General features: G+C 59.9%; 20 protein-coding genes. 5 read left to right on the forward strand and 15 right to left on the reverse strand.

The window, feature by feature from the left end:
* Nucleotides 1–16 precede the first annotated feature (16 nt).
* The 6 genes from ACOYXH_RS26670 to ACOYXH_RS26695 form a co-directional block, all read right to left on the reverse strand.
* The gene (locus tag ACOYXH_RS26670) at nt 17–1,258 is read right to left on the reverse strand and encodes an SfnB family sulfur acquisition oxidoreductase (RefSeq protein WP_095047084.1); all 1,242 of its coding nucleotides are present in this window, start codon (nt 1,256–1,258) and stop codon (nt 17–19) included.
* Between the two features lie 290 nt (nt 1,259–1,548).
* A complete protein-coding gene (locus ACOYXH_RS26675) occupies nt 1,549–2,313 on the reverse strand; it encodes a hypothetical protein (RefSeq protein ID WP_095047085.1) in 765 nt (254 codons plus the stop codon).
* Nucleotides 2,314–2,783: 470 nt separating this feature from the next.
* Complete coding sequence (gene tcyN / locus ACOYXH_RS26680) at nt 2,784–3,533, reverse strand: L-cystine ABC transporter ATP-binding protein TcyN (RefSeq protein ID WP_095125265.1); 750 nt, start codon at nt 3,531–3,533, stop codon at nt 2,784–2,786.
* Nucleotides 3,534–3,537: 4 nt separating this feature from the next.
* Entirely contained in the window at nt 3,538–4,203 is a 666-nt protein-coding gene (gene tcyL, locus ACOYXH_RS26685) for a cystine ABC transporter permease (protein WP_095047087.1), read from the reverse strand.
* A complete protein-coding gene (gene tcyJ, locus ACOYXH_RS26690; protein ID WP_095047088.1) occupies nt 4,203–5,003 on the reverse strand; it encodes a cystine ABC transporter substrate-binding protein in 801 nt (266 codons plus the stop codon). The genes tcyL and tcyJ overlap by 1 nt, the downstream gene beginning before the upstream one ends.
* 273 nt (nt 5,004–5,276) lie before the next feature.
* Nucleotides 5,277–6,269 (reverse strand): D-cysteine desulfhydrase, encoded by a 993-nt coding sequence (locus tag ACOYXH_RS26695; RefSeq protein ID WP_320413742.1) that lies wholly within the window; start codon nt 6,267–6,269, stop codon nt 5,277–5,279.
* 190 nt (nt 6,270–6,459) lie between these two features.
* On the opposite strand from ACOYXH_RS26695, the gene epsC reads away from it, so the two are divergent.
* Together epsC and betT are read left to right on the forward strand one after the other, a co-directional pair.
* The gene (epsC, locus tag ACOYXH_RS26700; protein WP_016983653.1) at nt 6,460–7,386 is read left to right on the forward strand and encodes a serine O-acetyltransferase EpsC; all 927 of its coding nucleotides are present in this window, start codon (nt 6,460–6,462) and stop codon (nt 7,384–7,386) included.
* 400 nt (nt 7,387–7,786) lie between these two features.
* Nucleotides 7,787–9,748: a choline transporter BetT gene (gene betT / locus ACOYXH_RS26705; protein WP_163030199.1), complete on the forward strand. Its 1,962-nt coding sequence runs from the start codon at nt 7,787–7,789 to the stop codon at nt 9,746–9,748.
* Between the two features lie 24 nt (nt 9,749–9,772).
* Here betT and ACOYXH_RS26710 read toward each other — a convergent pair whose 3' ends face one another.
* A complete protein-coding gene (locus ACOYXH_RS26710; RefSeq protein WP_095125269.1) occupies nt 9,773–10,033 on the reverse strand; it encodes a hypothetical protein in 261 nt (86 codons plus the stop codon).
* Nucleotides 10,034–10,222: 189 nt separating this feature from the next.
* Nucleotides 10,223–11,260, reverse strand: coding sequence for a LacI family DNA-binding transcriptional regulator (locus tag ACOYXH_RS26715; protein ID WP_095047092.1), 1,038 nt, complete (start codon nt 11,258–11,260; stop codon nt 10,223–10,225).
* Between the two features lie 205 nt (nt 11,261–11,465).
* On the opposite strand from ACOYXH_RS26715, the gene ACOYXH_RS26720 reads away from it, so the two are divergent.
* From ACOYXH_RS26720 to mgrA, 3 genes are all read left to right on the forward strand, one after another.
* Entirely contained in the window at nt 11,466–13,691 is a 2,226-nt protein-coding gene (locus ACOYXH_RS26720) for a TonB-dependent receptor (RefSeq protein ID WP_460410057.1), read from the forward strand.
* A gap of 1 nt (nt 13,692) precedes the next feature.
* Complete coding sequence (locus ACOYXH_RS26725; protein ID WP_460410058.1) at nt 13,693–15,012, forward strand: LLM class flavin-dependent oxidoreductase; 1,320 nt, start codon at nt 13,693–13,695, stop codon at nt 15,010–15,012.
* A 109-nt stretch (nt 15,013–15,121) separates the two neighbouring features.
* Nucleotides 15,122–16,159, forward strand: coding sequence for an L-glyceraldehyde 3-phosphate reductase (gene mgrA / locus ACOYXH_RS26730; RefSeq protein WP_095047095.1), 1,038 nt, complete (start codon nt 15,122–15,124; stop codon nt 16,157–16,159).
* Between the two features lie 217 nt (nt 16,160–16,376).
* Here mgrA and tauD read toward each other — a convergent pair whose 3' ends face one another.
* The 7 genes from tauD to ACOYXH_RS26765 form a co-directional block, all read right to left on the reverse strand.
* Nucleotides 16,377–17,219 carry a taurine dioxygenase gene (gene tauD, locus ACOYXH_RS26735; RefSeq protein ID WP_095047096.1) on the reverse strand — a complete coding sequence of 281 codons (843 nt, stop codon included), beginning with the start codon at nt 17,217–17,219 and terminating at the stop codon, nt 16,377–16,379.
* Nucleotides 17,220–17,362: 143 nt separating this feature from the next.
* A complete protein-coding gene (gene tauC / locus ACOYXH_RS26740; protein WP_095047097.1) occupies nt 17,363–18,202 on the reverse strand; it encodes a taurine ABC transporter permease TauC in 840 nt (279 codons plus the stop codon).
* Entirely contained in the window at nt 18,199–18,993 is a 795-nt protein-coding gene (tauB, locus tag ACOYXH_RS26745; protein ID WP_095125274.1) for a taurine ABC transporter ATP-binding subunit, read from the reverse strand. The genes tauC and tauB overlap by 4 nt, the downstream gene beginning before the upstream one ends.
* Nucleotides 18,994–19,009: 16 nt before the next feature.
* Nucleotides 19,010–19,987: a taurine ABC transporter substrate-binding protein gene (gene tauA, locus ACOYXH_RS26750; RefSeq protein ID WP_460066703.1), complete on the reverse strand. Its 978-nt coding sequence runs from the start codon at nt 19,985–19,987 to the stop codon at nt 19,010–19,012.
* A gap of 449 nt (nt 19,988–20,436) precedes the next feature.
* Nucleotides 20,437–22,020: a glutamate--cysteine ligase gene (gene gshA, locus ACOYXH_RS26755; protein WP_095047100.1), complete on the reverse strand. Its 1,584-nt coding sequence runs from the start codon at nt 22,018–22,020 to the stop codon at nt 20,437–20,439.
* Nucleotides 22,021–22,266: 246 nt separating this feature from the next.
* A complete protein-coding gene (locus ACOYXH_RS26760) occupies nt 22,267–22,650 on the reverse strand; it encodes a PaaI family thioesterase (protein ID WP_053116527.1) in 384 nt (127 codons plus the stop codon).
* Nucleotides 22,650–24,974, reverse strand: coding sequence for a Tex family protein (locus tag ACOYXH_RS26765; protein WP_460410059.1), 2,325 nt, complete (start codon nt 24,972–24,974; stop codon nt 22,650–22,652). The genes ACOYXH_RS26760 and ACOYXH_RS26765 overlap by 1 nt, the downstream gene beginning before the upstream one ends.
* Between the last annotated feature and the right edge of the window lie 67 nt (nt 24,975–25,041).

The raw sequence follows: 25,041 nt of genomic DNA on the forward strand, positions 1-25,041 counted from the left end.
TCCAGATGTCTGGTCGTCAGATCCAGGAATGGCGAGCAGGCAAAGTGCCGTTGAGGCGATAGGCGCCGACCGCGTGATATTTCCAGCGCACCGGGTCGTGCAACGTGTGCACGCGGGCGTTGCGCCAGTGACGGTCGAGGTTGAATTCGGCGAGGGTGGCGCGGCTGCCGGCCAGTTCGAAAAGCTTTTCACTGGCCAACAGCGAGATCTCGGTAGTCAGCACTTTCGCCTCCGCCACGGCGATAGAAGCGCGTGCGGCGGACTCGGCGGTGATCGGCGCGGCGTGCACTTGATCGAGCACTTTGCCGGCCTTGCGCAGCAGCGCTTCGGCGGCGTGCAGTTCGATTTTGAGTTTGCCGATATCGGCGATGACATAAAGATCATCGCTGGCGCGATCAACCTTGGCGTCGATCCACGGCCGTGCGCGGGTTTTGATGAACTCAATGGCGTCATCAATGGCGCCACGGGCGATGCCGGCGTCGATCGCGGCTTGAATCAGCTGCGACACCGCGCCTTGGGTGTTCGGGGTTTCGTTGATCTTCCAGTTGTCGACCACCAGGCTCGATTCGACACGCACGTTGTTCAGCAGAATCGTACCGCTGGCGGTGGTGCGTTGACCGAAGCCCGACCAGTCATCAACGATGCGCAGCCCCGGCGTGCCGCGACGGACGAAGGCCAGTACTTGCTTGCCGTCATCGTTGAGCGCTTTCACCGCAACCCAATGCGCGAACAGTGCGCCAGTGGAGTAGAACTTCTGGCCGTTGATCACGTAATCATCGCCATCGGCGGTGATCCGCGCTTTCAGTTCCAGGGTGTTTTTGGTGCCGCGCTCAGGACCGGCGTTGCCGATGCGCCAGCCTTCCAGAACGCTCTGGAATAGCTGTTGTTTCTGCGCTTCGGTGGCGCTGCCGAGTACCAGATTGATGATGCCGAACTGGTTCTGCGGGATCTGCCCCAACGCCGGGTCGGCGGCGGAGATGATCGCGAACACTTCGGCCAGAGTGACGAATGAAACCTGCGGGCCACCGTATTCGCGCGGAATGGCGATGCTGCCTAATCCGCTGCGGGTGAACTGTTCGATTTCCGACCACGGCAGCTTGCGCTGACGGTCGCGTTTCGCGGCCTGCACGCGGGCGACTTGTGCCAGCTCTTGGGCGGCGTTGATGGCTTGGGCGTCGTTGCGCAAGACCTGCGCAGGCAACAACAACGGGGCGATGTCCAGATCAGACTGGACGTTTGCATCTGCCAGACTGGACATCAGTGCCGCTCCTTGGCTGCACGCAATGCCCTGGCGATCTGCACTGGGGTGATTGTGTTCCGGACCATGCTACCTACCTCACATCTCATGAAAAACGCCGCAAAAGTGCGGCGAACGAATGAATGTCCGGTGGTCCGGTTTATATACCCTAAACGTGTATAAATATTAAATAAACTAACTTTTAGGAATATGCATAGAAGAGGTGATGGTCGGGTTGGTTAAGAATTTTTTTGCGGCTGGAATGATCCGGTGGCGAGGGCGCTTGCTCTCTCGCCACAGGGGCATTGTGTTCAGGGCTTGCGGGATTCGGCGGCTTTGAGTTCGGGCATGAGCGGGACTTTCAGATAAGGATTTGCGCAGCCGATTTTCAATGTGCGGGGCGGTGCCCAGCGGGAGTTGTTGCCGACCCGATCGAGAATGCAATACGTCACGTCCAGGCGCAGATCCTCGCCTGCTTCGACGATCACCGACGGCGGTACCCAGACCTGAATCGGCAAGCCGATATCTGCGGCGGTGACCGGTGCCAGATCCATGCGCACGTCACCCCAGCGCAAGGTGATGGCGTCATCCTCGGCCATGTTCAGGTACGGCTCGATGGTCAGCGGCACACCGCGTTTAATCTGGTTCGGATTGACGCCCTGACGGCGTATGGCGTCGGGGATGGCAACCGGGGCCAGTTGCTGATTTTCGTCTGCGCTCAGCGCCGTGGGTTGCCCGCCGGGGCAGTCCAGTTTGACCTGTACGCGCGTCGCCGCCGAAAACGCCGGCCCCTGACCGACCTGCATCACCCGGTAGTGGATGCGCGCGGTGCCGTTGGTGATGAAGCTTTCCGGCACCCTTAGGCTGACGGCTGTGCCGACGTCATCCGCCGTCAGCACTTTGGAAGCGACATAGCATTTGTTCCAGAACAGCTCGATGAGATCGCCGCTGTCCATATCAGGGTAGGGCGACACCTCGATCAAGAGGTGTGCGGCGGCAGCCAGATTGATGCCGGTTTTTTGCGCTGGCGCGAGGGTCGGCGCTGCCAGTTCGGGGGTGTGCGAAGTGCGGGTCATCGATTTCTCTCCTTGAAGCCTTGCAGCGAAGTCCGTTTCTGAAAGAACAAAAAGCGTGAATAAACTGGCAATAAAGCTTTGGGCTTTTATTCAAGTTGAAGACGGGGTGGTTAAACTAGTTGATGCCGGTTGCCGACTAGATAAGAGTCTGCGGGATGGGGTGTCAATAGACGATATTAGTTAATCCGTGAATTACGAATTAATCAGAAGTTTCCTACGCTGTCGCGGCCATATGCCTAAGTGATCAGGCGAAATGAGCCACGGGACACAGGGCTTTCTCGGCGTTTTATGCGCGGATTTATTTGAGCACTATCATTTCAGGTGGCAGGGGAGGAGGCGGGTGTTATCTGTTGCAGAACATATATATGTACTGTTTGGGATATGTTTTGTTTGAATGAGACTGAAGGGGGTAAATGTTTTATAAAGGAAACTTCCGTCCGTGGAAGTTATCGGTGATGCAATAAAAGTTCTCAGGCGTGATTCAGGAACTTGCTGAGAAACTGTTTAGTGCGTTCTTCTTTCGGATTGGCAAACAATGCCTTCGCTTCACCTTGTTCGACGATCACGCCTTTATCGAAAAACACCACACGGTTGGCCACGTCACGAGCAAAACCCATCTCGTGGGTGACGATCACCATAGTGCGTTTTTCTTCAGCCAGGCCACGAATCGTCGCCAGCACTTCGCCGACCAGCTCCGGGTCAAGCGCCGAAGTCGGCTCGTCGAAGAGGATCACTTCCGGTTCCATCGCCAGCGCCCGGGCGATCGCTATGCGCTGTTGCTGACCACCAGAGAGACGACGTGGATAAGCGTCTTCTTTGCCGGCGAGTCCGACTTTGGCCATGAGCTTTTTGCCCAAGGCAATGGCGGCTTCGCGTGGCATCTTCTTGACCACAACCGGGCCTTCGATGACGTTTTCCAGTGCGGTGCGATGGGGGAACAGGTTGAAGTTCTGGAACACGAAGCCCACGTGCTGGCGCAGGTTGCGCACCAGACTTTGCTGCTGGTTCAGCGGGCGGCCGGTATCGATTTCGATATCGCCGACCTTGATCCGGCCGCTTGTGGGTTGTTCAAGGAAGTTCAGGCAGCGCAGGAACGTCGTTTTCCCCGAACCGCTGGGGCCGATGATTGCGACGACTTCGCCTTCCTTCACCTCGAGGTCAATGCCGTTGAGCACGACCTGACCCTTGAATTGCTTGGTCAGTTTTTCCACGACAATCATGGGGTCAGGACTCCTGGTCGTGCCGATTGACCCGCTCTTCCAGCTTGTTTTGCAGGTGCGCGAGCACCGAGGCCAGAATCCAGTAGAGCAGTGCGGCACTAAGGTACATGGTGAAAATTTCGAAGTTACGTGCGCTGATCAACTGCGCCTGACGTAACAACTCCGGCACCTGGATAGTGGCGGCCTGTGCAGTGTCCTTGACCAGTGAAATGAAGCTGTTGCCGAGCGCCGGTAATGCCGTACGCATCGCTTGCGGCAAGATGGCCCGCCGCAGGGTTTGCGCGCGGGTCATGCCAATGCTCGCGGCGGCTTCCCACTGACCGCGTTCGATCGAGCTGATCGAAGATCGCAGGATTTCACAAATGTAGGCCGCCATGTTCAGCGAAAGGCCGATCAGGGCAGCCGGGATCGGATCGAGTTCGATCCCCACCTGTGGCAAGCCGAAATAGATCACGAACAGTTGCACCAGCAACGGCGTGCCGCGAAAAAACGACACGTAGATGCGGGCAATCCAGTTCGCCACTTTGAAGCGCGACAGACGCATCAACGCCAGGCTGAAGCCGAGCAGGAAGCCGAAGAACATGCCACCGAGGCTGAGGATGACCGTGAAGTACATGCCCTTGAGCAAAAAGGGCATGGCCTCCCGTACGATTTGGAAAGTTGCTTCCATTATTTAGTGACGTCAGCGCTGAAGTATTTTTCCGAAAGCTTGGCCAGCGTGCCATCGGCGCGCAGCTTTTCGATAGCCTTGTTCACTGCAGCCAACAGTTCAGGCTCGCCTTTACGCAAGGTAACGCCAGCTTCCTGACGAGAGAACGGTTCGCCTGCGGCAGTGGTGTCCTTGGCTTTGCGGGCGTATTCCAGTGCGGCCAGACGGTCGATCAGGATGGCGTCGATACGGCCGACACGCAGGTCCTGGAATTTAGTCGGATCATCTTCATAAGTGCGCACGTCAGCGGTCGGCACGTTGGCTTTGACCCACTGCTCGTAGTTGGTGCCCAGGCCCACGCCGACTTTCTTGCCACCCAGATCGGCAGCGGATTTGATGTTCAGGTCGGCGGCTTTCTTGGTCAGCACCAGCGCCTGAATCCCGGAAACTGTGTACGGCTCGGAGAAGTCATACTTCTTCTTGCGCTCTTCGGAAATGGTCACCTGGTTGATCACTGCATCCAGACGCTTGGACTCAAGCGCCGCGAGGATGCCGTCCCACTTGGTGGTCTGCAGTTTGACCTTCACACCCAGCTCTTTGGCCAGCGCCTCAGAGAATTCAACTTCGAAACCGGACAGCTTGCCGTCGGCATCAACGAAGCTGAACGGTGGGTAAGTGCCTTCCAGGCCGACGTTGATAACGCCTTTGTCCTTGATCTGTTGCAACTGTTCACCGGCCACTGCCTGGCCGATCAGGCCGGCGCTCAGCGCAAGGCCCAGCGAACCCACCAGCAGATTGCGACGTAGTGCGGAAAAATTCATGACAAGCCCCTGTGTTTTCTTATGGAAGACGCTTAAGGAAAGTTGGCGAATTGGTGATTCGGACGACAGCGCTATCCTGCCTTAAAGCAGCTTATGCGTCTCTCGCGAAATTCGCCTGCGGCGAGACTATAAGATGCCTGCGTTAGACTTGAAAATACTTAATATTTGAAATGTTATTCTTTATTGGAATATATATTGTCTGTGGAAAAAGATCGCAGCCCGCGGCAGCTCCTACATGAGATCACTTGTAGGAGCTGCCGTTTTGATCTTCTGTTACAGGAAATCCTTGTAGGCAAACAACGCTGGCGCGCCACCGGTGTGCAGGAAGATGATCGGGCCTTCATCAAAGCGCTGACGACCAATCCCGTCGAGTAAACCTGCCATGGCCTTGCCGGTGTACACCGGATCGAGCAACAACGCTTCCTGACTCGCCAGCAGCTTCAGCGCCGCCAGCGTCCCGGCATTCGGCTCGCCATAACGCGGGCCGAAATATTCGTCCCACAACTCGACCTTGAAGCTGGCCGGCAGTTCGACGCCGAGCAGCGCCGCCGTGCGTTCGGCAAGTCCCTGAACCTTCGGTCGCTGATCTTCTTCACTGCGCGAAACCGTCACGCCAATCACCGGCAATTGCGGCAACACTTCGCTCAACGCCAATGCCAGACCGCTGTGCGTCCCGGCACTGCCCGAGGCCAACACCACGGCGGCGAAATTCAGGCCGGTGTCGTTGATCTGCTCGGCCAGTTCCAGACCGGCGCGCACATAGCCCAACGCACCGAGCGCATTGGAGCCACCAATTGGCACCAGATACGGCTTCTTGCCGTTGCTGCGCAGGCGGGCGGCGAGGGCGGTCAGTTGTTCGTCGGCGTTGTCGAGGTTGTCGACCAGTTCGACTTTGGTGTCGAACAGATCCAGCAGCAGGCGGTTGCCGTTGCCGGTGTAATTGCTGTCGTCAGTGCCCAGCGGATTTTCCAGCAGCGCCACGCAACCCAGGCCCAATTTGGCGGCCAGTGCGGCGGTCTGGCGAACGTGGTTCGATTGCAGCGCGCCGGCGGTGATCAGCGTGTCGGCGCCTTGCGCGAGAGCGTCGGCAGCGAGGTATTCGAGTTTGCGCAATTTGTTGCCGCCCATGGCCAGCGGCGTCAGGTCATCGCGCTTGATGTACACCTCGCGGCCAAGCCAGGTGGACAGGCGTTCGAGTTTTTCCAGCGGCGTAGGGTGGTTGAGCAGGTCGAGGCGGGCAAAGCGGTCCAGCTGTTGTTTGATCATGGGTCCGTACTGGCGGAGGAAGATGAAAGGACTATAGGCACGCGCTTTTGCAGGGGCAACCGTGAATCGCTTATAGCCAAATGAACTGAGGCCAGCACTATCGGTTCTTAATTCGCCCTCGTAAGCATGCCGTAAAGTAGGCGCCGTTGACGCGGCCAGACAGTCCGGCCGCCCGTGAGGAGTCTTTACCGTGAGCGAGCGTTCCAGCCATTGGCAATTGCAGACCATCGTCAGTCAACTGCGCAGCGCGCGGGATCAGTGGCGGGCACAGAACGGCCGGGCGTCCGGCGAGCAGGGCGGTCGCGAGTTGCCGTCCCGTGCAGCGATGGCGGAGATTCTTGAAGCATTGTGTGGCGCGTTGTTCCCGATGCGCCTGGGCCCGGTTGACCTGCGCGAAGAGAGTGAAGATTTCTACGTCGGCCACACCCTCGATGTCGCGCTGAATGCGTTGCTGGCGCAGACCCGCCTGGAGTTGCGTTACGTCGCCCGCCACAGCGCGCAGGCTGACACCGAAGTCGAAGCCCGCGCGATTCAGATCGTGCAGGATTTCGCCCTCGCACTGCCGGGCCTGCGCACGCTGCTCGACACCGATGTGCTGGCGGCCTATCACGGTGATCCGGCGGCACGCAGTGTCGACGAAGTGCTGCTGTGCTACCCGGGGATTCTCGCGGTGATTCACCATCGCCTCGCGCACCATTTGTATCGCGCCGGTTTGCCGTTGCTGGCGCGGATCAGCGCGGAAATCGCCCATTCGGCGACCGGTATCGATATCCATCCGGGTGCGCAGATCGGCCGTAGCTTCTTTATCGATCACGGCACGGGCGTGGTGATCGGCGAGACGGCGATCATTGGTGAGCGCGTGCGGATTTATCAGGCGGTGACGTTGGGCGCCAAGCGTTTCCCGGCAGATGAAGACGGGCAGTTGCAGAAGGGCCATCCGCGCCATCCAATTGTTGAAGACGATGTGGTGATTTATGCCGGGGCGACGATTCTCGGGCGGATCACCATTGGCAAGGGGTCGACCATTGGCGGCAATGTGTGGCTGACGCGCAGTGTGCCGGCGGGGTGCAATTTGACTCAGGCCAATTTGCAGCATGATGACGGGACGCAGAAGTAGGCTCTGAAATTGCGTTGCGGCATCTGGCCTCTTCGCGAGCAGGCTCGCTCCCACACTGGAATGCGTTTCAAATGTGGGAGCGAGCCTGCTCGCGAATGATTTTCAGACCAAATCAAGATAATGGCAATCAGCCAATTCTCCAGTGAACGAATACCCTCAAACCCACGTCATACCCATCCTTGAGCTAGCGTAGGAAAACTACCGCCTAGCCGTACGATTAGTCCTTGCCACCCTATCCATGTTTAACTTGAACGTTCATTCAAGTTAAACCGGTGGTTCGCTGCCCGCTCACAACAGGAGGCTTGCCTTTGCTGAGTCCGATCATTTCAGCCACGTTTCAACCCCTCGAGGTGCACGTTTCATGAGTGCATCGTCTACCCCCGCCAGCGGTCTGGTACGCATGAATCCGCCGGTGTTCTACTTCGCCGCGACGGTCATTCTGCTGTTTGGTCTCGTTGTCATCGCCATGCCGGAGCAGGCAGGCGCCTGGCTGCTGGAAGCGCAAAACTGGGCGGCCAATACGGTCGGCTGGTACTACATGCTCGCGATGACCCTGTATCTGGTCTTCGTGGTGGTCACCGCCTTATCCGGCTACGGCAAGATAAAACTCGGTGCCGACCACGACGAGCCCGAATTCAGTTACTTGTCCTGGGCCGGCATGCTGTTCGCCGCCGGGATCAGCATCACGCTGTTCTTCTTCTGCGTCTCTGAACCGCTGACCCATATGCTCCAGCCGCCGCAAGGCGAGGCGGGCACCGCGGATGCGGCACGTCAGGCGATGCAGATTCTGTTTCTGCACTGGGGCCTGCATGGCTGGGGCGTGTTTGCCTTCGTCGGCATGGCGCTGGCCTACTTCGCCTACCGCCACAACCTGCCGCTGGCGCTGCGCTCGGCGTTGTATCCGCTGATTGGCAAACGCATCAACGGCCCGATTGGTTACGCAGTGGACGGCTTCGGCATCATCGCCACGGTGTTCGGTCTGGGCGCCGACATGGGTTTTGGTGTGCTGCACCTCAACTCCGGTCTCGACTACCTGTTCGGCATCGCTCACACCCAGTGGATTCAAGTCGGTCTGATCACGCTGATGATGGGCGCGGCGATCATCGTTGCCGTCTCCGGCGTCGATAAAGGCGTGCGTGTGATGTCCGACATCAACATGCTGCTGGCCTGTGCGCTGCTGCTGTTCGTGTTGTTCGCCGGGCCTACCCAGCACCTGCTCAACACCTTGATCCAGAATCTTGGCGACTACCTCGGCGCCTTGCCGATGAAGAGTTTCGACCTCTACGCCTACGACAAACCGAGCGACTGGCTCGGCGGCTGGACAGTGTTTTACTGGGCCTGGTGGATTGCATGGTCGCCGTTCGTGGGCCTGTTCATCGCCCGGATTTCCCGTGGCCGGACCATCCGTGAATTCGTTTTCGGCGTGCTGCTGATTCCGCTCGGTTTCACCCTCGCGTGGATGTCGATTTTCGGCAACAGCGCGCTGGATCAAGTGCTCAACCACGGCATGAGCGCGCTGGGCATGTCGGCCATCGACAATCCGTCGATGAGCATTTACCTGCTGCTGGAAACCTACCCGTGGAGCAAAACCGTCATCGCCGTGACGGTGTTTATCAGCTTCGTGTTCTTCGTGACGTCTGCCGACTCCGGCACCGTGGTGCTCTCGACCCTGTCGGCCAAGGGTGGCAACCCAGACGAAGACGGGCCGAAATGGCTGCGAGTGTTCTGGGGCGCGATGACGGCGCTGATCACCAGTGCGTTGCTGTTCTCCGGCAGTATCGATGCGCTGAAATCAGCGGTAGTGCTGACCTCGTTGCCGTTCTCGTTGATCCTGCTGTTGATGATGTGGGGCTTGCACAAGGCGTTCTATCTGGAGTCGCAGAAGCAGATCGCGCAGTTGCACTCGCTGGCACCGGTCTCCGGTTCACGGCGCGGTACGGGCGGCTGGCGTCAGCGGCTGAGTCAGGCGGTGCACTTCCCGTCGCGTGACGAGGTGTACCGCTTCATGGACACCACGGTACGCCCGGCAATTGAAGAAGTGACGGCGGTGTTCGTTGAAAAAGGCCTCAACGTGGTCACCCAGCCGGATCCGGCGAATGACAGCGTCAGCCTCGAAATCGGCCATGGTGATGCGCATCCGTTCATCTATCAGGTGCAGATGCGCGGCTACTTCACGCCGTCGTTCGCGCGTGGCGGGATGGGCTCGAAGCAGCTCAACAATCGTCGCTATTACCGCGCCGAAGTGCATTTGAGCGAGGGCAGTCAGGACTACGATCTGGTCGGCTACACCAAAGAGCAGATCATCAACGACATCCTCGACCAGTACGAACGGCACATGCAGTTCCTGCACTTGGTCCGTTGATCGGCGCCTGAGCGTCGGGTCCGTTCAGGACTCGGCGCTTAGCACCATGAACAACACCATCGCCGCCATCGGTATGCCGAACACCGCACTGCCAATCGCAATTTCCGAACCTAGCGGCTGGCCCGCATGCACCACTCCCACGGCGCCATTAATCATCGTCAATGCCAGCCACAGGGCGGCGAAGCCGTAGGCCATGGTCTGGCGGCTGAAGCCGATGCGCTCGCCGATGTAGAGCATCAGAGCGAGCAGGACCAGGCCGAAGAAAATGATGATGGCAGTGTGCATGGCGGGTTCTGTCTGGTGAAGGTGCATTGCCTGAATAATCGCTTTCGCGAGCAGGCTCGCTCCCACAATGGATCTCGGCTGGACATAAATTTTACGTACACAGGAAATCCCTGTGGGAGCGAGCCTGCTCGCGATAGGGCCACCTCGGTGTTCTTTAGAGCATAGCCAATCCAGCCCCCACCATATTCATCAGGTGCTTTCGCGCTCGATGACCTGGCATTGCAGCAGGTTCAGCCGTTGCACCTCGTCGCTCGGCAACACGCCAAGACTTTCCAATACGCGTGTTGCGGCCAGTACGCCGATCTCCAGCGCCGGTGGTTTGATCGTGCTCAGGCTCGGCAAAAGCATCTCGGCGAACGGGTAATCGCCGAAGCCAAGAACGGCACAGTCTTCGGGGATTTTGAAACCGGCGCGTTGCCCGGCGAGCAGGCCGCCGGCGGCGAGGTTGTCGTTGGCGAAAATGATTGCGTCGGGGCGCGGTGAGGCATTCATCAGCGCATCCATCGCCTGTTTGCCGGCCTCGAATGGCGCACGATCAGCGTCAGGGGCGTAGACCCAAGGATCCAGGCCGGATTTACGCAAGGTCGCCGCGTAACCATCGCGGCGTTCCAGGGCGCTGAAGTCCCCCGGCGCACTGTTCTGCACGAAGGCGATACGTTGGTAGCCTTTTTCCAGCAGATATCTGGCGGCTGTCACGCCCACCTCGAAATGCGAAAAGCCGATCTGCATCGGCTCACGCGCCGGCTGGTAATCCCACGTCTCGATCACCGGAACATCCGCCTCGGCGATCATCTTTTCCGTGCCCGCACTGTGAAAGTGACTGGTCAGCACCAGCGCCGCTGGCGACCAGCCGAGAAACGCACGCACGGCGTTTTCTTCTTGTTCAGTGCTGAAGTAACTCGACGCCAGCAACAGCTGATAGCCATAACGACTGAGCGTATCGCTGAAGCCTTGAATGGTATTGGCGAAGATCGGCCCGGAGATATTCGGGATCACCATGCCGACGATTTTCCCCCGCGCCGAGGCCAGCCCGCCGGCCACCAGATTCGGCACGTAACCCAACTCGGCCACCACCGCCGCAATCCGCTCGCGACGCTCGGGCGAAACCTGCTCAGGCTGGTTGAAATAGCGTGACACGGTGATCGCCGAAACCCCGGCCTCACGCGCCACGGCATTCAGCGTTACACGTCCGGCGCCACGGCGTTTGCGGGGTTTTTCTTCGCTCAAGGTTCGATCCTTCTTAAAAACCAAATCGCATATAAAAGTAATTTTTCAGTATTGGACGCTCTATGTGCGGCTTGCCAATACTGTCGATGGTAGCGCTAACAAAGCGCGCTGTCTGCTACTCGCTCGAGCGAATGCCCAAGACACCGATTCAGGCGCTGTCGTCGCAGAACGGCAGCGGTTAAGGGCCAATTTCGAGCGGGCAAACATGCACAACATTCCTGGGGCGACAAACAAACTGGCGCAATCGATCCGCGCCGCTGGTTGGTTATTTACGGGGTTGGCGGCGCTGCCGTTGCCCAACGCATTCGCTACCGAGAGCAGTGATCAGGAGCCGACACTCAAATCCGTGACCGTCACCGCCACGCGCCGCGAAGAATCGCTGCAAAAGGTGCCGGTCGCGGTCTCGGTGATCGACGGCGAACAACTTGAGCGCGACAACCGCAACGGCGTGGCGAGTATCGTGCAGCAAGTGCCGTCGCTGAATTTCCGCACCGGCGCATCGAACAAGGACACCTCGTTGTTCGTGCGCGGCGTCGGTACGATTTCCACCTCGCCGGGCGTCGAGCCGACCGTGGCGACGGTAATCGATGGTGTGGTCTACGCGCGTCCCGGCCAATCCACTCTCGACTTGCTGGATCTGGAGCGCGTCGAAGTGCTGCGCGGCCCGCAAGGTACGCTGTTCGGCAAGAACGCCTCGGCCGGTGTACTCAACATCACCAGCAAGGCGCCAACCGCCGAGACCCACGGTTACATCGATCAGTCGTATTACAGCGGCAACGAAAGCCGCACCCGATTCGGCATTGGCGGCAGCCTGATTCCGGACACGTTGAAAGGCTCGATCAGCACGCTATTCGGGACCTACGATGGCAACGTCGACAACCAGCACAATGGCCAGGAGGTCAACGGTTACAACCATCGTGGCGTGCGCGGCAAACTCGAATTCACCCCGAATGACGACGTCACCTTCACCTTGATCGCCGACTACATGCAGTCCCACGACGACGGTCCAAACGGCGTGGTCAGCAAGTCGCTGACCCCGGCCTTCGCCAACGCGCTGAGTCCGGTCAATGCAAGCAGCCACAACCGCGACATCAACACCGACACCCGCTCACACGTTGAGGACACCAACAAAGGTCTGTCCGGCCAGCTCGACTGGCAACTGGGCGATTACACCCTGACGTCGATCACCGCATGGCGCGGCTGGGACAACACCCAATATCAGGACGGCGACCGTCTCGGCACAGTGACCGCAGCGTTTCCCGGCACGGCGGACAAGGGCGATCTGGCTTTCGATCAATACTCGCAAGAGCTGCGTCTGGCTTCGCCGAAGGGTGAATTTCTCGAGTACGTCGGCGGCCTGTTCTACATGCACGGCAAGGACGACGAGACGTATCAGCGCACGCTGACAACGACCACACGCACCGATCGCGGCGTCGCTGATTACAGCACCACCAGCGACAGCTACGCAGCGTTCGGCGAGGCCACCCTGAACTTCACCTCGGACTTTCGCGGCATCGCTGGCCTGCGCTACACCCACGATGATCTCGAATACGATCACCGCCGCGTTTCGACTTCAGCAACCACCGTCAGCGGCATTCAACCGGCCACCAGCAGTTCCGGTTCGGTGGACGAAGATGGCTGGTCCGGTCGCCTCGGCGTGCAGTACGACCTCAGCGATACCGTCACTACTTACCTGACCTACTCGCGCGGCTACAAAGGCCCGGCCTACAACGTGTTCTTCAACATGCAGCCGCGCGACACCGAGGCGCTCAAACCGGAAACCTCCAACACCTGGGAAGCGGGGATCAAAGCGACGAGCTGGAACAATCGCCTGACCACCAACCTCGCGATATTCCACAGCGAGTACGACAACTATCAGGCGAACTTCTTCGACACCGTCGCCGGGCAAGTGGTGACGCGCCTGATCAACGCTGGCAGTGTCAGCACCGAAGGTGTCGAACTCGATTACGCCTTGCAGGCGACCCAGCAATTGAAGCTGTCCGGCGCACTCGCCTACACCCGCGCGCGCATCTACGAATTCGCCTGCCCGGCAGGCGCAGCGGCGTCGTGCAACGTCAACGGCAAACCGCTGCCGTTCAGTCCGGACTGGAAAAGCTACGTGCGCGCCGACTACAGCATCCCGCTGGATAACGGTCTGGATATCGAACTCGGCACCGACTACAGCTGGCAGAGCGAAGTGCAGTACGACATCAGCCAGAACGTCGACACCAAGCAGGGCGCCTACGGTCTGTGGAACGCCAGTGTCGCGCTCGCCGACTACAGCAACGGCTGGCGCATCGCGTTGCTCGGCAAGAACCTCACCGACAAATCCTATTCGCCGTTGCTTGCCAGCGGCGGCAATTACATCTATCGCGCTGTGCCACGGGATGACGAGCGCTACTTCGGCGTGCAACTGCGCAAGGATTTCTGAGATGAGCAGACAGTTGAAACTCGGCGCATTCCTCATGGCCACCGGGCACCACGTGGCGGCGTGGCGTCATCCGGATGTGCCGGCGAATGCGGGTCTGGATTTCGCCCATTACAAACGTCTGGCGCAGATTGCCGAGGCGGCAAAATTCGATGCGTTGTTTGTCGCCGACAGCGTCGCCGCGCCAACTCAGGACATCGCCAGCCGCATGACGCGTTCCGATCACTTTGAGCCGCTGACGTTGCTCTCTGCCCTGAGTGCGGTGACCGAGCGCATCGGCCTGATCGCCACGGCGACCACCAGTTACAACGAGCCGTATCATGTGGCGCGCAAATTCGCTTCGCTCGATCACCTTTCCGGTGGGCGTGCGGGGTGGAATCTGGTGACGTCGGACAATGCTGCCGAAGCGCTGAACTTCGGGCGAGACGAACATATCGGTCACGCCGAGCGCTACAGCCGCGCTCGTGAATTTCATCAGGTCGTGACCGGACTTTGGGACAGTTGGGAGGACGATGCCTTCATTCGCGACAAGGCCAGTGGCGAGTATTACAACCCTGCGAAATTGCATGTGCTGGATCACGCAGGTGAGCACTTCCGGGTCAAAGGCCCGCTGAACCTCGCGCGTTCGCCGCAAGGGCACCCGGTGATTGTTCAGGCCGGTTCTTCCGAGACTGGGCGTGAATTGGCGGCGCAGACCGCTGAGGTGGTGTTCACCGCGCAGACCTCTCTGGCCAACGCTCAGGCGTTCTACGCCGACCTCAAAGCACGTTTGCCCAAGTACGGTCGCAGCGCCGATTCGCTGAAAGTCATGCCCGGGGTTTTTGTCGTGGTCGGCGGCACCGAAGCCGAAGCACAGGAAAAATGTGAAACGTTTCAGCAATTAGTCGAACCCGAGGTTGGCGTTGCCTTGCTTGGGCGTATGCTGGGTAACTTCGATTTGTCGAAGTACCCGCTGGACGGGCCGTTGCCGGAGTTGCCGCTGACGGAAAGCGGTCAGCAGAGCCGGCAGAAATTGCTCACTGAGCTGGCGGGGCGCGAGAACCTGAGCCTTGCCGATCTGGGGCGCAAGATTGCGGGCGGGCGCGGGCATTACAGCCTGGTCGGTACGCCGGAGCAGATCGCTGATCGCTTGCAGGAATGGTTCGAACAGGGCGCGGCGGACGGTTTCAACGTGCTGGTGCCGCACTTGCCCGGCGGGCTCGAAGACTTCGCCAATGGCGTGGTCCCGGAACTGCAACGGCGCGGGCTGTTCAGAACCGAGTATGAAGGCCGGACGTTGCGCCAGAACCTGGGTCTGGCCCGACCCGGCAATCGATTTGTGTAACACCCTTCGCTAGCAGGCTAGCTCCCACAGGGAAATGCATTCCAATGTGGGAGCTAGCCTGCTAGCGATGAAGTCGACACCCATTTCAAGACAGACAAGAGAGGATTCGATGACTTACACCGCTGCCGAAAACCGCTATGACTCCATCCCTTACCGCCGCGTCGGCCGCAGCGGTCTGGTGCTGCCGGCGCTGTCGCTGGGCCTGTGGCACAACTTCGGCGACAGCACGCCGATCGACACCCAGCGTGCCTTACTGCGCACCGCGTTCGACTTGGGGATCAACCACTTCGACCTGGCCAACAACTATGGCCCGCCGTACGGCAGCGCCGAGATCAATTTCGGCCGCCTGCTGCGCGAAGATTTCAAGCAGTATCGTGATGAGCTGATCATCTCCAGCAAGGCCGGTTGGGACATGTGGCCCGGCCCTTACGGCCAGGGCGGCGGCTCGCGCAAATATGTGCTGGCCAGCCTCGACCAGAGCCTGCAGCGCCTCGGTCTGGACTATGTGGATATCTTCTATTCGCACCGTTTCGACCCGGATACCCCGCTGGAAGAGACCGCCAGCGCCCTCGCCACTGCCGTGCAACAGGGCAAGGCGTTGTACATCGGTATCTCGTCGTATTCCGGGGTGAAAACCCGCGAGATCGCGGCGCTGTTGAACGAGTGGAAAGTGCCGCTGCTGATTCATCAACCAGCGTACAACCTGCTCAATCGCTGGGTGGAAAAGGATCTGCTGGATACCACCGATGAACTCGGTACTGGCGTGATTGCTTTCACTCCGTTGGCGCAAGGTCTGCTCACCGACAAATACCTCAACGGCGTGCCGGCGGATGCGCGGGTCAATCGTCCGGGCGGTGGTTCGTTGCAGGCTTCGCATCTGTCCGAGGCCAACATCGCTCATGTGCGGGCGTTGAATGAAATTGCCAAGCGTCGTGGTCAGAGTCTGGCGCAACTGGCACTGGCGTGGACGTTGCGGGATTCACGGGTGACCTCGGCGCTGATTGGTGCGAGCCGGCCGGAGCAGATTATCGAGAACGTCGGGGCGTTGAAGAATTTGAGCTTCAGTGCTGAGGAGCTGGCGGAGATTGACCGGTTTGCCCAAGAGGGCGGGATCAATCTTTGGGAGAAGCCTTCGACGGCGGAGTGAGTCAGCCTCACCCCAGCCCTCCCGAAACGTCGGACCGCCCAGAGGGAGAGGGGCCGACCGAGGTGTCTGTAGCCATACATCGACCTGAAAAACCGAGTCGACTATGGATTCAGCAAAGCAATATCAGGTCGGCGTACCTCTAAAACATCCCCCCTCACCCTAACCCTCTCCCTCCGGGAGAGGGTTAGGGTGAGGGGCTTTTGGCTGTTAAAACGGCTCAACGAAAAAACGGCACATCCCCCAACACCGTCGCCCGCTGCATCACCCGCCGCGCCGGCCGATAATCATCCACCGCGTAATGCTGAGTCACGCGGTTATCCCAGAACGCAATGTCGTCCTGCTGCCAACGCCAGCGAATGGTGAATTCCGGCCGCGTCGCATGGGCGAACAGAAACTTCAGAATCGCCTCGCTCTCGGTTTCCGACAGCTCATTGATCTTCGACGTGAAGCCTTCATTGACGAACAACGAACGCCGCCCGCTGACCGGATGCGTACGGATCACCGGGTGCGACAGCGGTGGATTCTTGCGCCGTGCCTCTTCCCACTGCGCCAACGCTTCAGGCGTATTGCCATAACGCTCCAGTGGAAACGAGCGAGTGAAATCGTGGGTCGCGGTCAGCCCTTCGAGCAAGGCTTTCATTGACGCCGACAGCGCTTCGTACGCAGCAATCCCGCTGGCCCACAGCGTGTCGCCACCGAACTCCGGCAGCAACTTGGCGCTGAGCACCGCGCCCATCGCCGGCGTCGGCAGGAAGGTCACGTCGGTGTGCCAGATCGCGTTGTCACGCACGTCGGTGACGGCGGTGTCGAGGATCAACACTTCCGGTTGTTCCGGCACGTTCGGGTAGATCGGGTGAATGTGCAGATCACCGAAGTACGCGGCGAAACGCGCTTGTTGTGGCGGTTCGATTGGCTGTTTGCGGAAGAACAACACTTGATACTTGAGCAGCGCTTGTTCGATGGCGTCGCGGTGTTCCAGGCTCAGCGGCTGACTGATGTCGACGCCGCTGATCTGCGCGCCGAGGGCCGAGCTTAATGGGGTGATGTTGAGGCTGCTCATGGTCTTTCTCTTCGAATTCGAGTGTCATGCTTTTGTGGGAGCGAGCCTGCTCGCGAATGCGGAGTGTCAGGCGACAGTGCAGTGACTGATCCGACGCTTTCGCGAGCAGGCTCGCTCCCACAGGGGAAGTTTCACAAGGCGATTTAGTGGGCCTGGCCGTGCCACGGCACCAGTTTGCGTTGCAGGGCGCGCAGGCCCATTTCCATGGCGAAGGCGATCAGGGCGATAACCAGAATCCCCAGCACCACCACATCGGTGACCAGGAATTGCGCGGCCGACTGCACCATGAAGCCCAAGCCACTGGTGGCTGCGATTAATTCAGCGGCGACCAACGTCGACCAACCAACCCCCAGACCAATGCGCACGCCAGTCAAAATATCCGGTAACGCGCTCGGCAAAATTACATGACGAATCAGCTGCAAACGCGTCGCGCCCAGCGACTGCGCAGCACGCAATTTCGCCGGATCAACCGTGCGCACACCGGTCGCGGTGGCAATGGCAATCGGCGCGAAAATCGCCAGATAGATCAGCAGCACTTTCGACAACTCGCCGATGCCGCACCAGATCACGATCAGCGGCAAATAGGCCAGCGGTGGGATAGGGCGGTAGAACTCGATCAGCGGATCGAGCACGCCACGGGCGATGCGATTGGCCCCGATGGCAATGCCCACCGGCACGGCGGTCAGGATCGCAAAACCGAGGCCCAGACCGATGCGGCTCAGGCTGGCGCCCAAGTGCTGCCACAACGTCGAATCCATGTAACCAGTAGTCGCCAGCAACCAGCCTTTTTGCAGCACGGCGGACGGTGGCGGCAGGAACAGCGGCTCGATCAATCCAGTGGCTGTTACGGCCCACCAGATTGCCAACAACGCGAACAGCGTCAGCAGGCTGATCCAGCGCGTGCTGAGGCTGCGGCGTACGGGAATCGCCACGGATGGTTTCGCGGGTTTTACCGCAGCCGAGGAAACGTCGTAACTGCTCATGCGCGCTCCTGCCGTTGTGCGGCGCTGCGTTGCGAGAACACTTTGCTCAGCACGTGTTCACGGGTTTCGATAAAACGCGGATCGGATTTGATCGCACGGGCGGACTCGCCAGTGGCGTAACGCTGACCGAAATCCAGGTGCAGACGCTCAACGATCTGCCCCGGATTCGGCGCGAGCAGAATCAGGTCAGTGGCGAGGAACACCGCTTCTTCAATGTCGTGGGTAATCAGGAAAACCGGTTTGGCCGTGCGCTGCCAGACTTGCAGCAACAGCTCCTGCATCTGTTCGCGAGTGAACGCGTCGAGGGCACCGAAAGGCTCGTCCATCAGCAACACGCGCGGATCAGCGGCGAGCGCGCGGGCGAGGCCGACACGTTGCTTCTGGCCACCGGAGAGTTGCCAGATGCGGCGACTTTCGAACCCTGAGAGATCAACCAGCGCGAGCATTTCACGGGCGATTTTTTCGCGCTTGTCCTTGGCGATACCGGCCAGCTCCAGACCGAATGCAACGTTGGCCAACACGTCCTGCCAAGGCAGCAAAGCGTCGTCCTGGAACACCACGCCACGTTCGGCGCTCGGGCCTTTGACCGGCACACCGTCGAGGGTGATGCGCCCGGCGCTCGGCTCGACGAAACCGGCAATCAGGTTCAACAGCGAAGTCTTGCCACTGCCGGACGGGCCGAGGGCCACCAGCAATTGCTGAGGCCCCAGGGTCAGAGAAATATCCGCCAGCACCGGTGTCGGGCTGCCCGGGTACTGTGCGCTGATGCGCTCCAGCTGTAGCAAGGCCATCGCAGTTAACTCCCGGTCAGTTGGTGATGTATTTGGCGCTGACGTACGGCGCGTAGTCCGGCAGAACCGCTTCGACCTTGCCCTGCTCCTTGAGGAACGCGGCGGTGTCGGTGATGGCTTTGGTGGTCGGCGCGCCTAGGGTGACGACTTGATCAGCCGCCAGCGGGTAGACGTTGCCTTGCAGCAGCAGCGGAATGTCGCTGGCCTTGGCGCCGGAGAGTTTCACCAGTTTGTCGACGTTGGACTGTTTGGCGAGCCAGGCTTTCGGGTCTTTGCGGTAGTCGGCGTAGGCGTCGAGGGTGACCTTGGCGAACGCGGTGACGATTTCCGGGTGCTTCTCGGCGAAGTCTTTGCGCACGATCCACGCATCGAACGTCGGCGCGCCAAACTTGGCCAGTTCGCCGGAGGTGATCAGCACTTTGCCGTTTTCCTTGGCGACACCGAGTGCCGGATCCCACACGTAGGTGGCGTCGATGTCACCGCGTTTCCACGCGGCAATGATCGCTGGCGGGGCGAGGTTGAGCACGGTGACTTTCGACGGATCAATGTTCCAGTGCTTCAGCGCCGCGAGCAGGCTGTAGTGACCGGTGGATACGAACGGCACGGCGATTTTTTTGCCGATCAGGTCTTGCGGGGTCTTGATCCCGGAACCGTCGCGAGCGACCAGTGCTTCGGCGGCGCCGATCTGGGTGGCGATTAGGAAGGTTTCGACCGGGACTTTGCGCGTGATCGCGGCGGTCAGCGGGCTCGAACCGAGGTAGCCGATCTGCACGTCACCGGAGGCGATGGCAGCGATGATGTCGGCGCCGTTGTCGAACTTGCGCCAGGCGATGTCGGCTTTGGTGGCTTTTTCGTAGGCGCCGTCGGCCTGGGCGACTTTCGCCGGGTCAACGGTGGTTTGGTAGGCGACGGTAAGGTCGGCGGCCTGGGCCAGAAAACTCGCGGCAGCCAGAGAGGCCGCGGCCAGTAGGCGAAGCGGGAAATTCAGTTTCATTGAACAGCTCCATATCAGGCGACCGAGCGTCGGCGTGAAAGGAGACTAAATGATCTAAGAATCAGTAAATAAATAACTTTTTAGAATGAGCTTATGAGCGGAAAAATCTAAGGCTTGGTGGGATTGGGGGGGTAGATCGTTCCCACGCTCTGCGTGGGAATGCAGCCGGTGACGCTCCGCGTCACCTGGACGCAGAGCGTCCCTTGAGGCGTTACCACGCGGAGCGTGGGAACGATCAGAATTGTGGATATTTCGGATCTTGCGTTCGACGTTAGATCTTTGCCCCCTCACCCCAGCCCTCTCCCCCAAGAGGGGCGAGGGGGAAAGGGAGCCGATCTTTGTGCTTTTCAAGGCCTGAGTTCGGCTCGGTATTTCACGTCAGCGTACTTCGCACCAACAACCCGGTCAGTCCCCTCTCCCTCCGGGAGAGGGTTAGGGGGAGGGGCTCTTCAGTTGCTGATCGCCAAAATACTCGCCTGATACGACCCGACGAATACGTCGAAATCACCGACTTCGTTCTGCTCCAGCTCAGCCTGCGCTGCCAGAGAAGTACGCGCCAGCTCCTCAAACTTCGCCTGCTCATCCGCCGCCAAAGGCTCGCTACGGAAAAACTCGGCATGCGCCTGACTCTGACGCAACGAAAACTGCGCAAAGCTTTCCTTGTGCTCCGCCATCGCCGCCAACACTTGCGCGGATGGCGTAAGGGACGGATCGCTGACCTTGGCCAGTTGCGCATCCAGCGCCTTGCTGTGCGCATCGCCGCCATGGCTCTGATCCAGCAGCGCCGCCAGCGGGGCGATTTGCTCCAGCAGTTCTGCCGCCCAGGTCTTCATCTCGACCGGTTCACCGTCACGCTGCAATTGCAGGCCTGGACGACGACCTTCCTTGACCACGCTGAGGAAGTTCGACGTCGCATTGCCGCACGAGGTGTTGGTCAGCAACGGGCTGTCGTTCAGCGCGCAGTACAGCAGGAACGCGTCGAGGAAGCGCGACTCGGTGAGGTCGATGCCCATCGGCAGGAACGGGTTGATGTCCAGGCAACGCACTTCAACGTACTGAATGCCACGGGCCACCAGTGCCTGAATCGGCCGCTCGCCGGTATAGGTCACGCGTTTCGGGCGGATGTTGGAGTAGTACTCGTTTTCGATCTGCAGGATGTTGGTGTTGAGCTGCACCCACTCACCATCCTGGTGCGTGCCGACTTCAACGTACGGCGCGTACGGCGTGGCCACGGCTTTGCGCAGGCTGTCGGTGTAGCTCGCCAGATCGTTGTAGCAAGGCGTCAGACCGGCCTGGGCGTTGCTCTGGTAACCAAGGTCGCTCATGCGCAGGCTGGTCGCGTACGGCAGATACAGCGTGTCTGGATCGAGCTGTTCCAACTGATGCGAACGGCCACGCAGGAAACCGGCGTCCAGCGCTGGCGAAGCACCGAACAGGTACATCAGGAGCCAGCTGTAACGACGGAAATTACGGATCAGTGCGATGTAGGAAAACGACTGGTAATCGCGATCGGTGCCGACAAAACCTTCGGTTTCGCGCAGCAGTGGCCAGAGCTTTTCCGGCAGGGAGAAATTGTAGTGAATCCCGGCGATGCACTGCATGGTCTTGCCGTACCGCAGGGCCAGGCCCTTGCGGTAGACGTACTTGAGCTGACCGATGTTGGAGGTGCCGTAGTAGGCGATCGGGATGTCTTCCTCGGCCGGCAACGGGCACGGCATCGATGGACTCCACAGGTACTCGTTGCCGAGCTTGCTGTAGGCAAAGCGGTGAATCTTGTCCAGGCTCGCCAACGTGTCGGCCGGATCCGGCAGAGCGGGCGTGATGAATTCCAGCAGCGACTCGGAGTAGTCGGTGGTGATTTGTTCGTTGGTCAGCGCGGAACCCAAGGCTTCGGGGTGCGGCGTTTGCGCCAGGCGACCTTCGCTGGTCACGCGCAGGCATTCACGTTCGATACCGTGCAGGCACTGCTCGAGCAGAGAGAGGTTAGCGCGCTCGCCGAGCAGAGCCAGGCGGCGGTTGAGAAGTTCGCTCAATTTGGATTCCTTCACGCGTCAGTCGCCCCAATATGGGGGTGGGCAAGACGGTCTACAAGGGTGAAGTTGAAACTGGCGTTTTCGCCTGGTTTTTCTAGCCGGTCAGCCGCACACATACCTGTAGGAGCTGCCGCAGGCTGCGATCTTTTGATCTTGCTATTGAAAAACAAAATCAAAAGATCGCAGCCTGCGGCAGCTCCTACAGGATTCGTTGAGCCGAAATTAACTCAAAATGATGACCGGTAGCTACAGGACAGCGAACGTGCCTTGCGCTTTTGCGACCAGTTTGTCGCCCTGCATCACGTCGGCTTCGACCACCAAAGTACGTCGGCCCGGGTGAATCACCCGCGCCGTGCACATGACCTCACCGTCGGAAACGGCGCGGATATAGTTGATCTTGCATTCGATGGTCGCGCTCTGCTGATCGAAGCCATGAGTGCTGGAACAGGCCAGCCCCATGGCGATATCGACCAGACTGAACAGCGCGCCACCGTGCAATTTGCCGCCGCGATTGCGCAGTTCCGGTTCCAGCACCAGGGCGACTTGCGCCACCCCGGTTTCCAGGCTGTGCAGGCGGCAGCCCAACAGCTTGAAAAACGCGCTCTCGACGAGCCCGGCCGGAATTTCCATCAGCGTTTCTTCAACTGCTTGGCGTTGGCGAACAGCGAGGCCATCGCGTTGTTCACTGGCGCTGCGGTGGCGGTTTCCTTGCGCGGCGCGTTGTTCGAAGGCTGGCGTTGCGCCGAGCCTGGACGCGAGCCACGGGCGCCGTCGATCTTCTCGCCCGGGGTGTCGCCCATGCGCATCGACAGACCGACGCGTTTGCGCGGAATGTCGACTTCCATGACCTTCACTTTCACCACATCGCCGGCCTTCACCGCTTCACGCGGGTCCTTGATGAACTTCTCCGACAGCGCCGAGATGTGCACCAGACCGTCCTGATGCACGCCGATGTCGACGAAGGCACCGAATGCGGTCACGTTGGTGACAACGCCTTCGAGGATCATCCCCAATTGCAGGTCTTTGAGGTCTTCAACGCCTTCCTGGAACTCGGCAGTCTTGAACTCCGGACGCGGGTCGCGGCCCGGTTTTTCCAGCTCTTGCAGGATGTCGGTGACGGTTGGCAGACCGAACGTCTCGTCGGTGAATTTCTTCGGATCCAGACGCTTGAGGAACCCGGCATCGCCGATCAGCGAGCGAATGTCGCGGTCGGTTTCAGCGGCAATGCGCTGCACTAGCGGGTAGGCTTCCGGGTGAACGGCCGACGAATCCAGCGGGTTGTCGCCGTTCATCACGCGTAAGAAACCGGCCGCCTGTTCGAAGGTTTTTTCGCCCAGACGCGCGACTTTCTTCAGCGCTGCGCGGGTTTTGAACGCACCGTGTTCGTCGCGGTGCGTGACGATGTTTTGCGCCAGCGTCGCGTTGAGGCCGGAGATCCGCGCCAGCAGCGCCACCGAAGCGGTGTTCACGTCAACGCCGACGGCGTTCACGCAGTCCTCGACCACAGCGTCCAGGCCGCGCGCCAGTTTCAACTGCGAAACGTCGTGCTGATACTGGCCGACACCGATGGATTTCGGATCGATTTTCACCAGCTCAGCCAGTGGATCCTGCAGACGACGGGCGATGGACACCGCGCCGCGGATCGACACATCCAGATCCGGGAATTCCTTGGCCGCCAGTTCCGACGCCGAGTACACCGATGCACCGGCTTCGGAGACCATGACTTTGGTCATCTTCATCGCTGGATATTTTTTGATCAGCTCGATCGCCAGTTTGTCGGTCTCGCGGCTGGCGGTGCCGTTGCCGATGGCGATCAGATCAACTGAATGCTTGGCGCACAGGGCGGCCAGAATGGCGATGGTCTGATCCCATTTGTTGTGCGGCACGTGCGGGTAAACCGTGGCGTGATCAAGCAGTTTGCCGGTCGAGTCGACCACGGCGACCTTGCAGCCGGTACGCAGGCCCGGGTCGAGACCCAGTGTTGCACGCGGGCCGGCCGGGGCGGCCAGCAGCAAGTCGTGCAGGTTGTGGGCGAAGACGTTGATCGCTTCGGTTTCGGCGCCGTCACGCAGCTCGCCGAGCAGGTCGGTTTCCAGGTGGGTGTAGAGCTTGACCTTCCAGGTCCAGCGCACCACTTCACCGAGCCACTTGTCGGCCGGGCGGTTCTGGTTCTGGATGCCGAATTGCTGGCCGATCATGCCTTCGCACGGGTGCATGGTGCCCGGCAGTTCGTCGCCGACTTTCAGCGCGGAGCTGAGGATGCCTTCGTTGCGTCCACGGAAAATGGCGAGCGCGCGGTGCGACGGCATGCTTTTCAGCGGTTCGTCGTGTTCGAAGTAATCGCGGAACTTGGCGCCGTCCTCTTCCTTGCCAGCGATGACGCGGGCACTGAGGGTCGCTTCCTGTTTCAGGTAGTTACGCAGTTTCTCCAGCAGGCTGGCGTCTTCTGCGAAGCGTTCCATGAGGATGTATTTGGCGCCTTCGAGCGCAGCCTTCACGTCGGCCACGCCTTTTTCGGCATCGACGAAGCGTGCGGCTTCGGTTTCCGGGGTCAGGTTCGGGTCGTTGAACAGGCCATCGGCCAAGTCGCCGAGGCCGGCTTCCAGGGCGATCTGGCCCTTGGTACGGCGCTTCTGCTTGTACGGCAGGTACAAGTCTTCGAGGCGAGTCTTGGTGTCAGCAAGTTTGATGTCGCGCTCAAGGGCAGGGGTGAGTTTGCCTTGCTCTTCGATGCTGGCGAGGATGCTGATGCGCCGTTCGTCGAGTTCTTGCAGGTAGCGCAGGCGCTCTTCCAGATGACGCAACTGGGTGTCATCGAGGCTGCCGGTGACTTCTTTCCGGTAACGGGCGATGAAGGGAACGGTAGAGCCTTCATCGAGTAGCGCGACGGCCGCTTCGACCTGTTGTGGGCGTACGCCGAGTTCCTCGGCAATGCGGCTGTTGATGCTGTCCATAAAACCACCTGACATATTGTGAAATCAGGCTCGCAGGCACGGAAATAAAGGCCCGGAGTCTGGTTGA

It is taken from the genome of Pseudomonas sp. Mb7 (assembly GCF_054790525.1).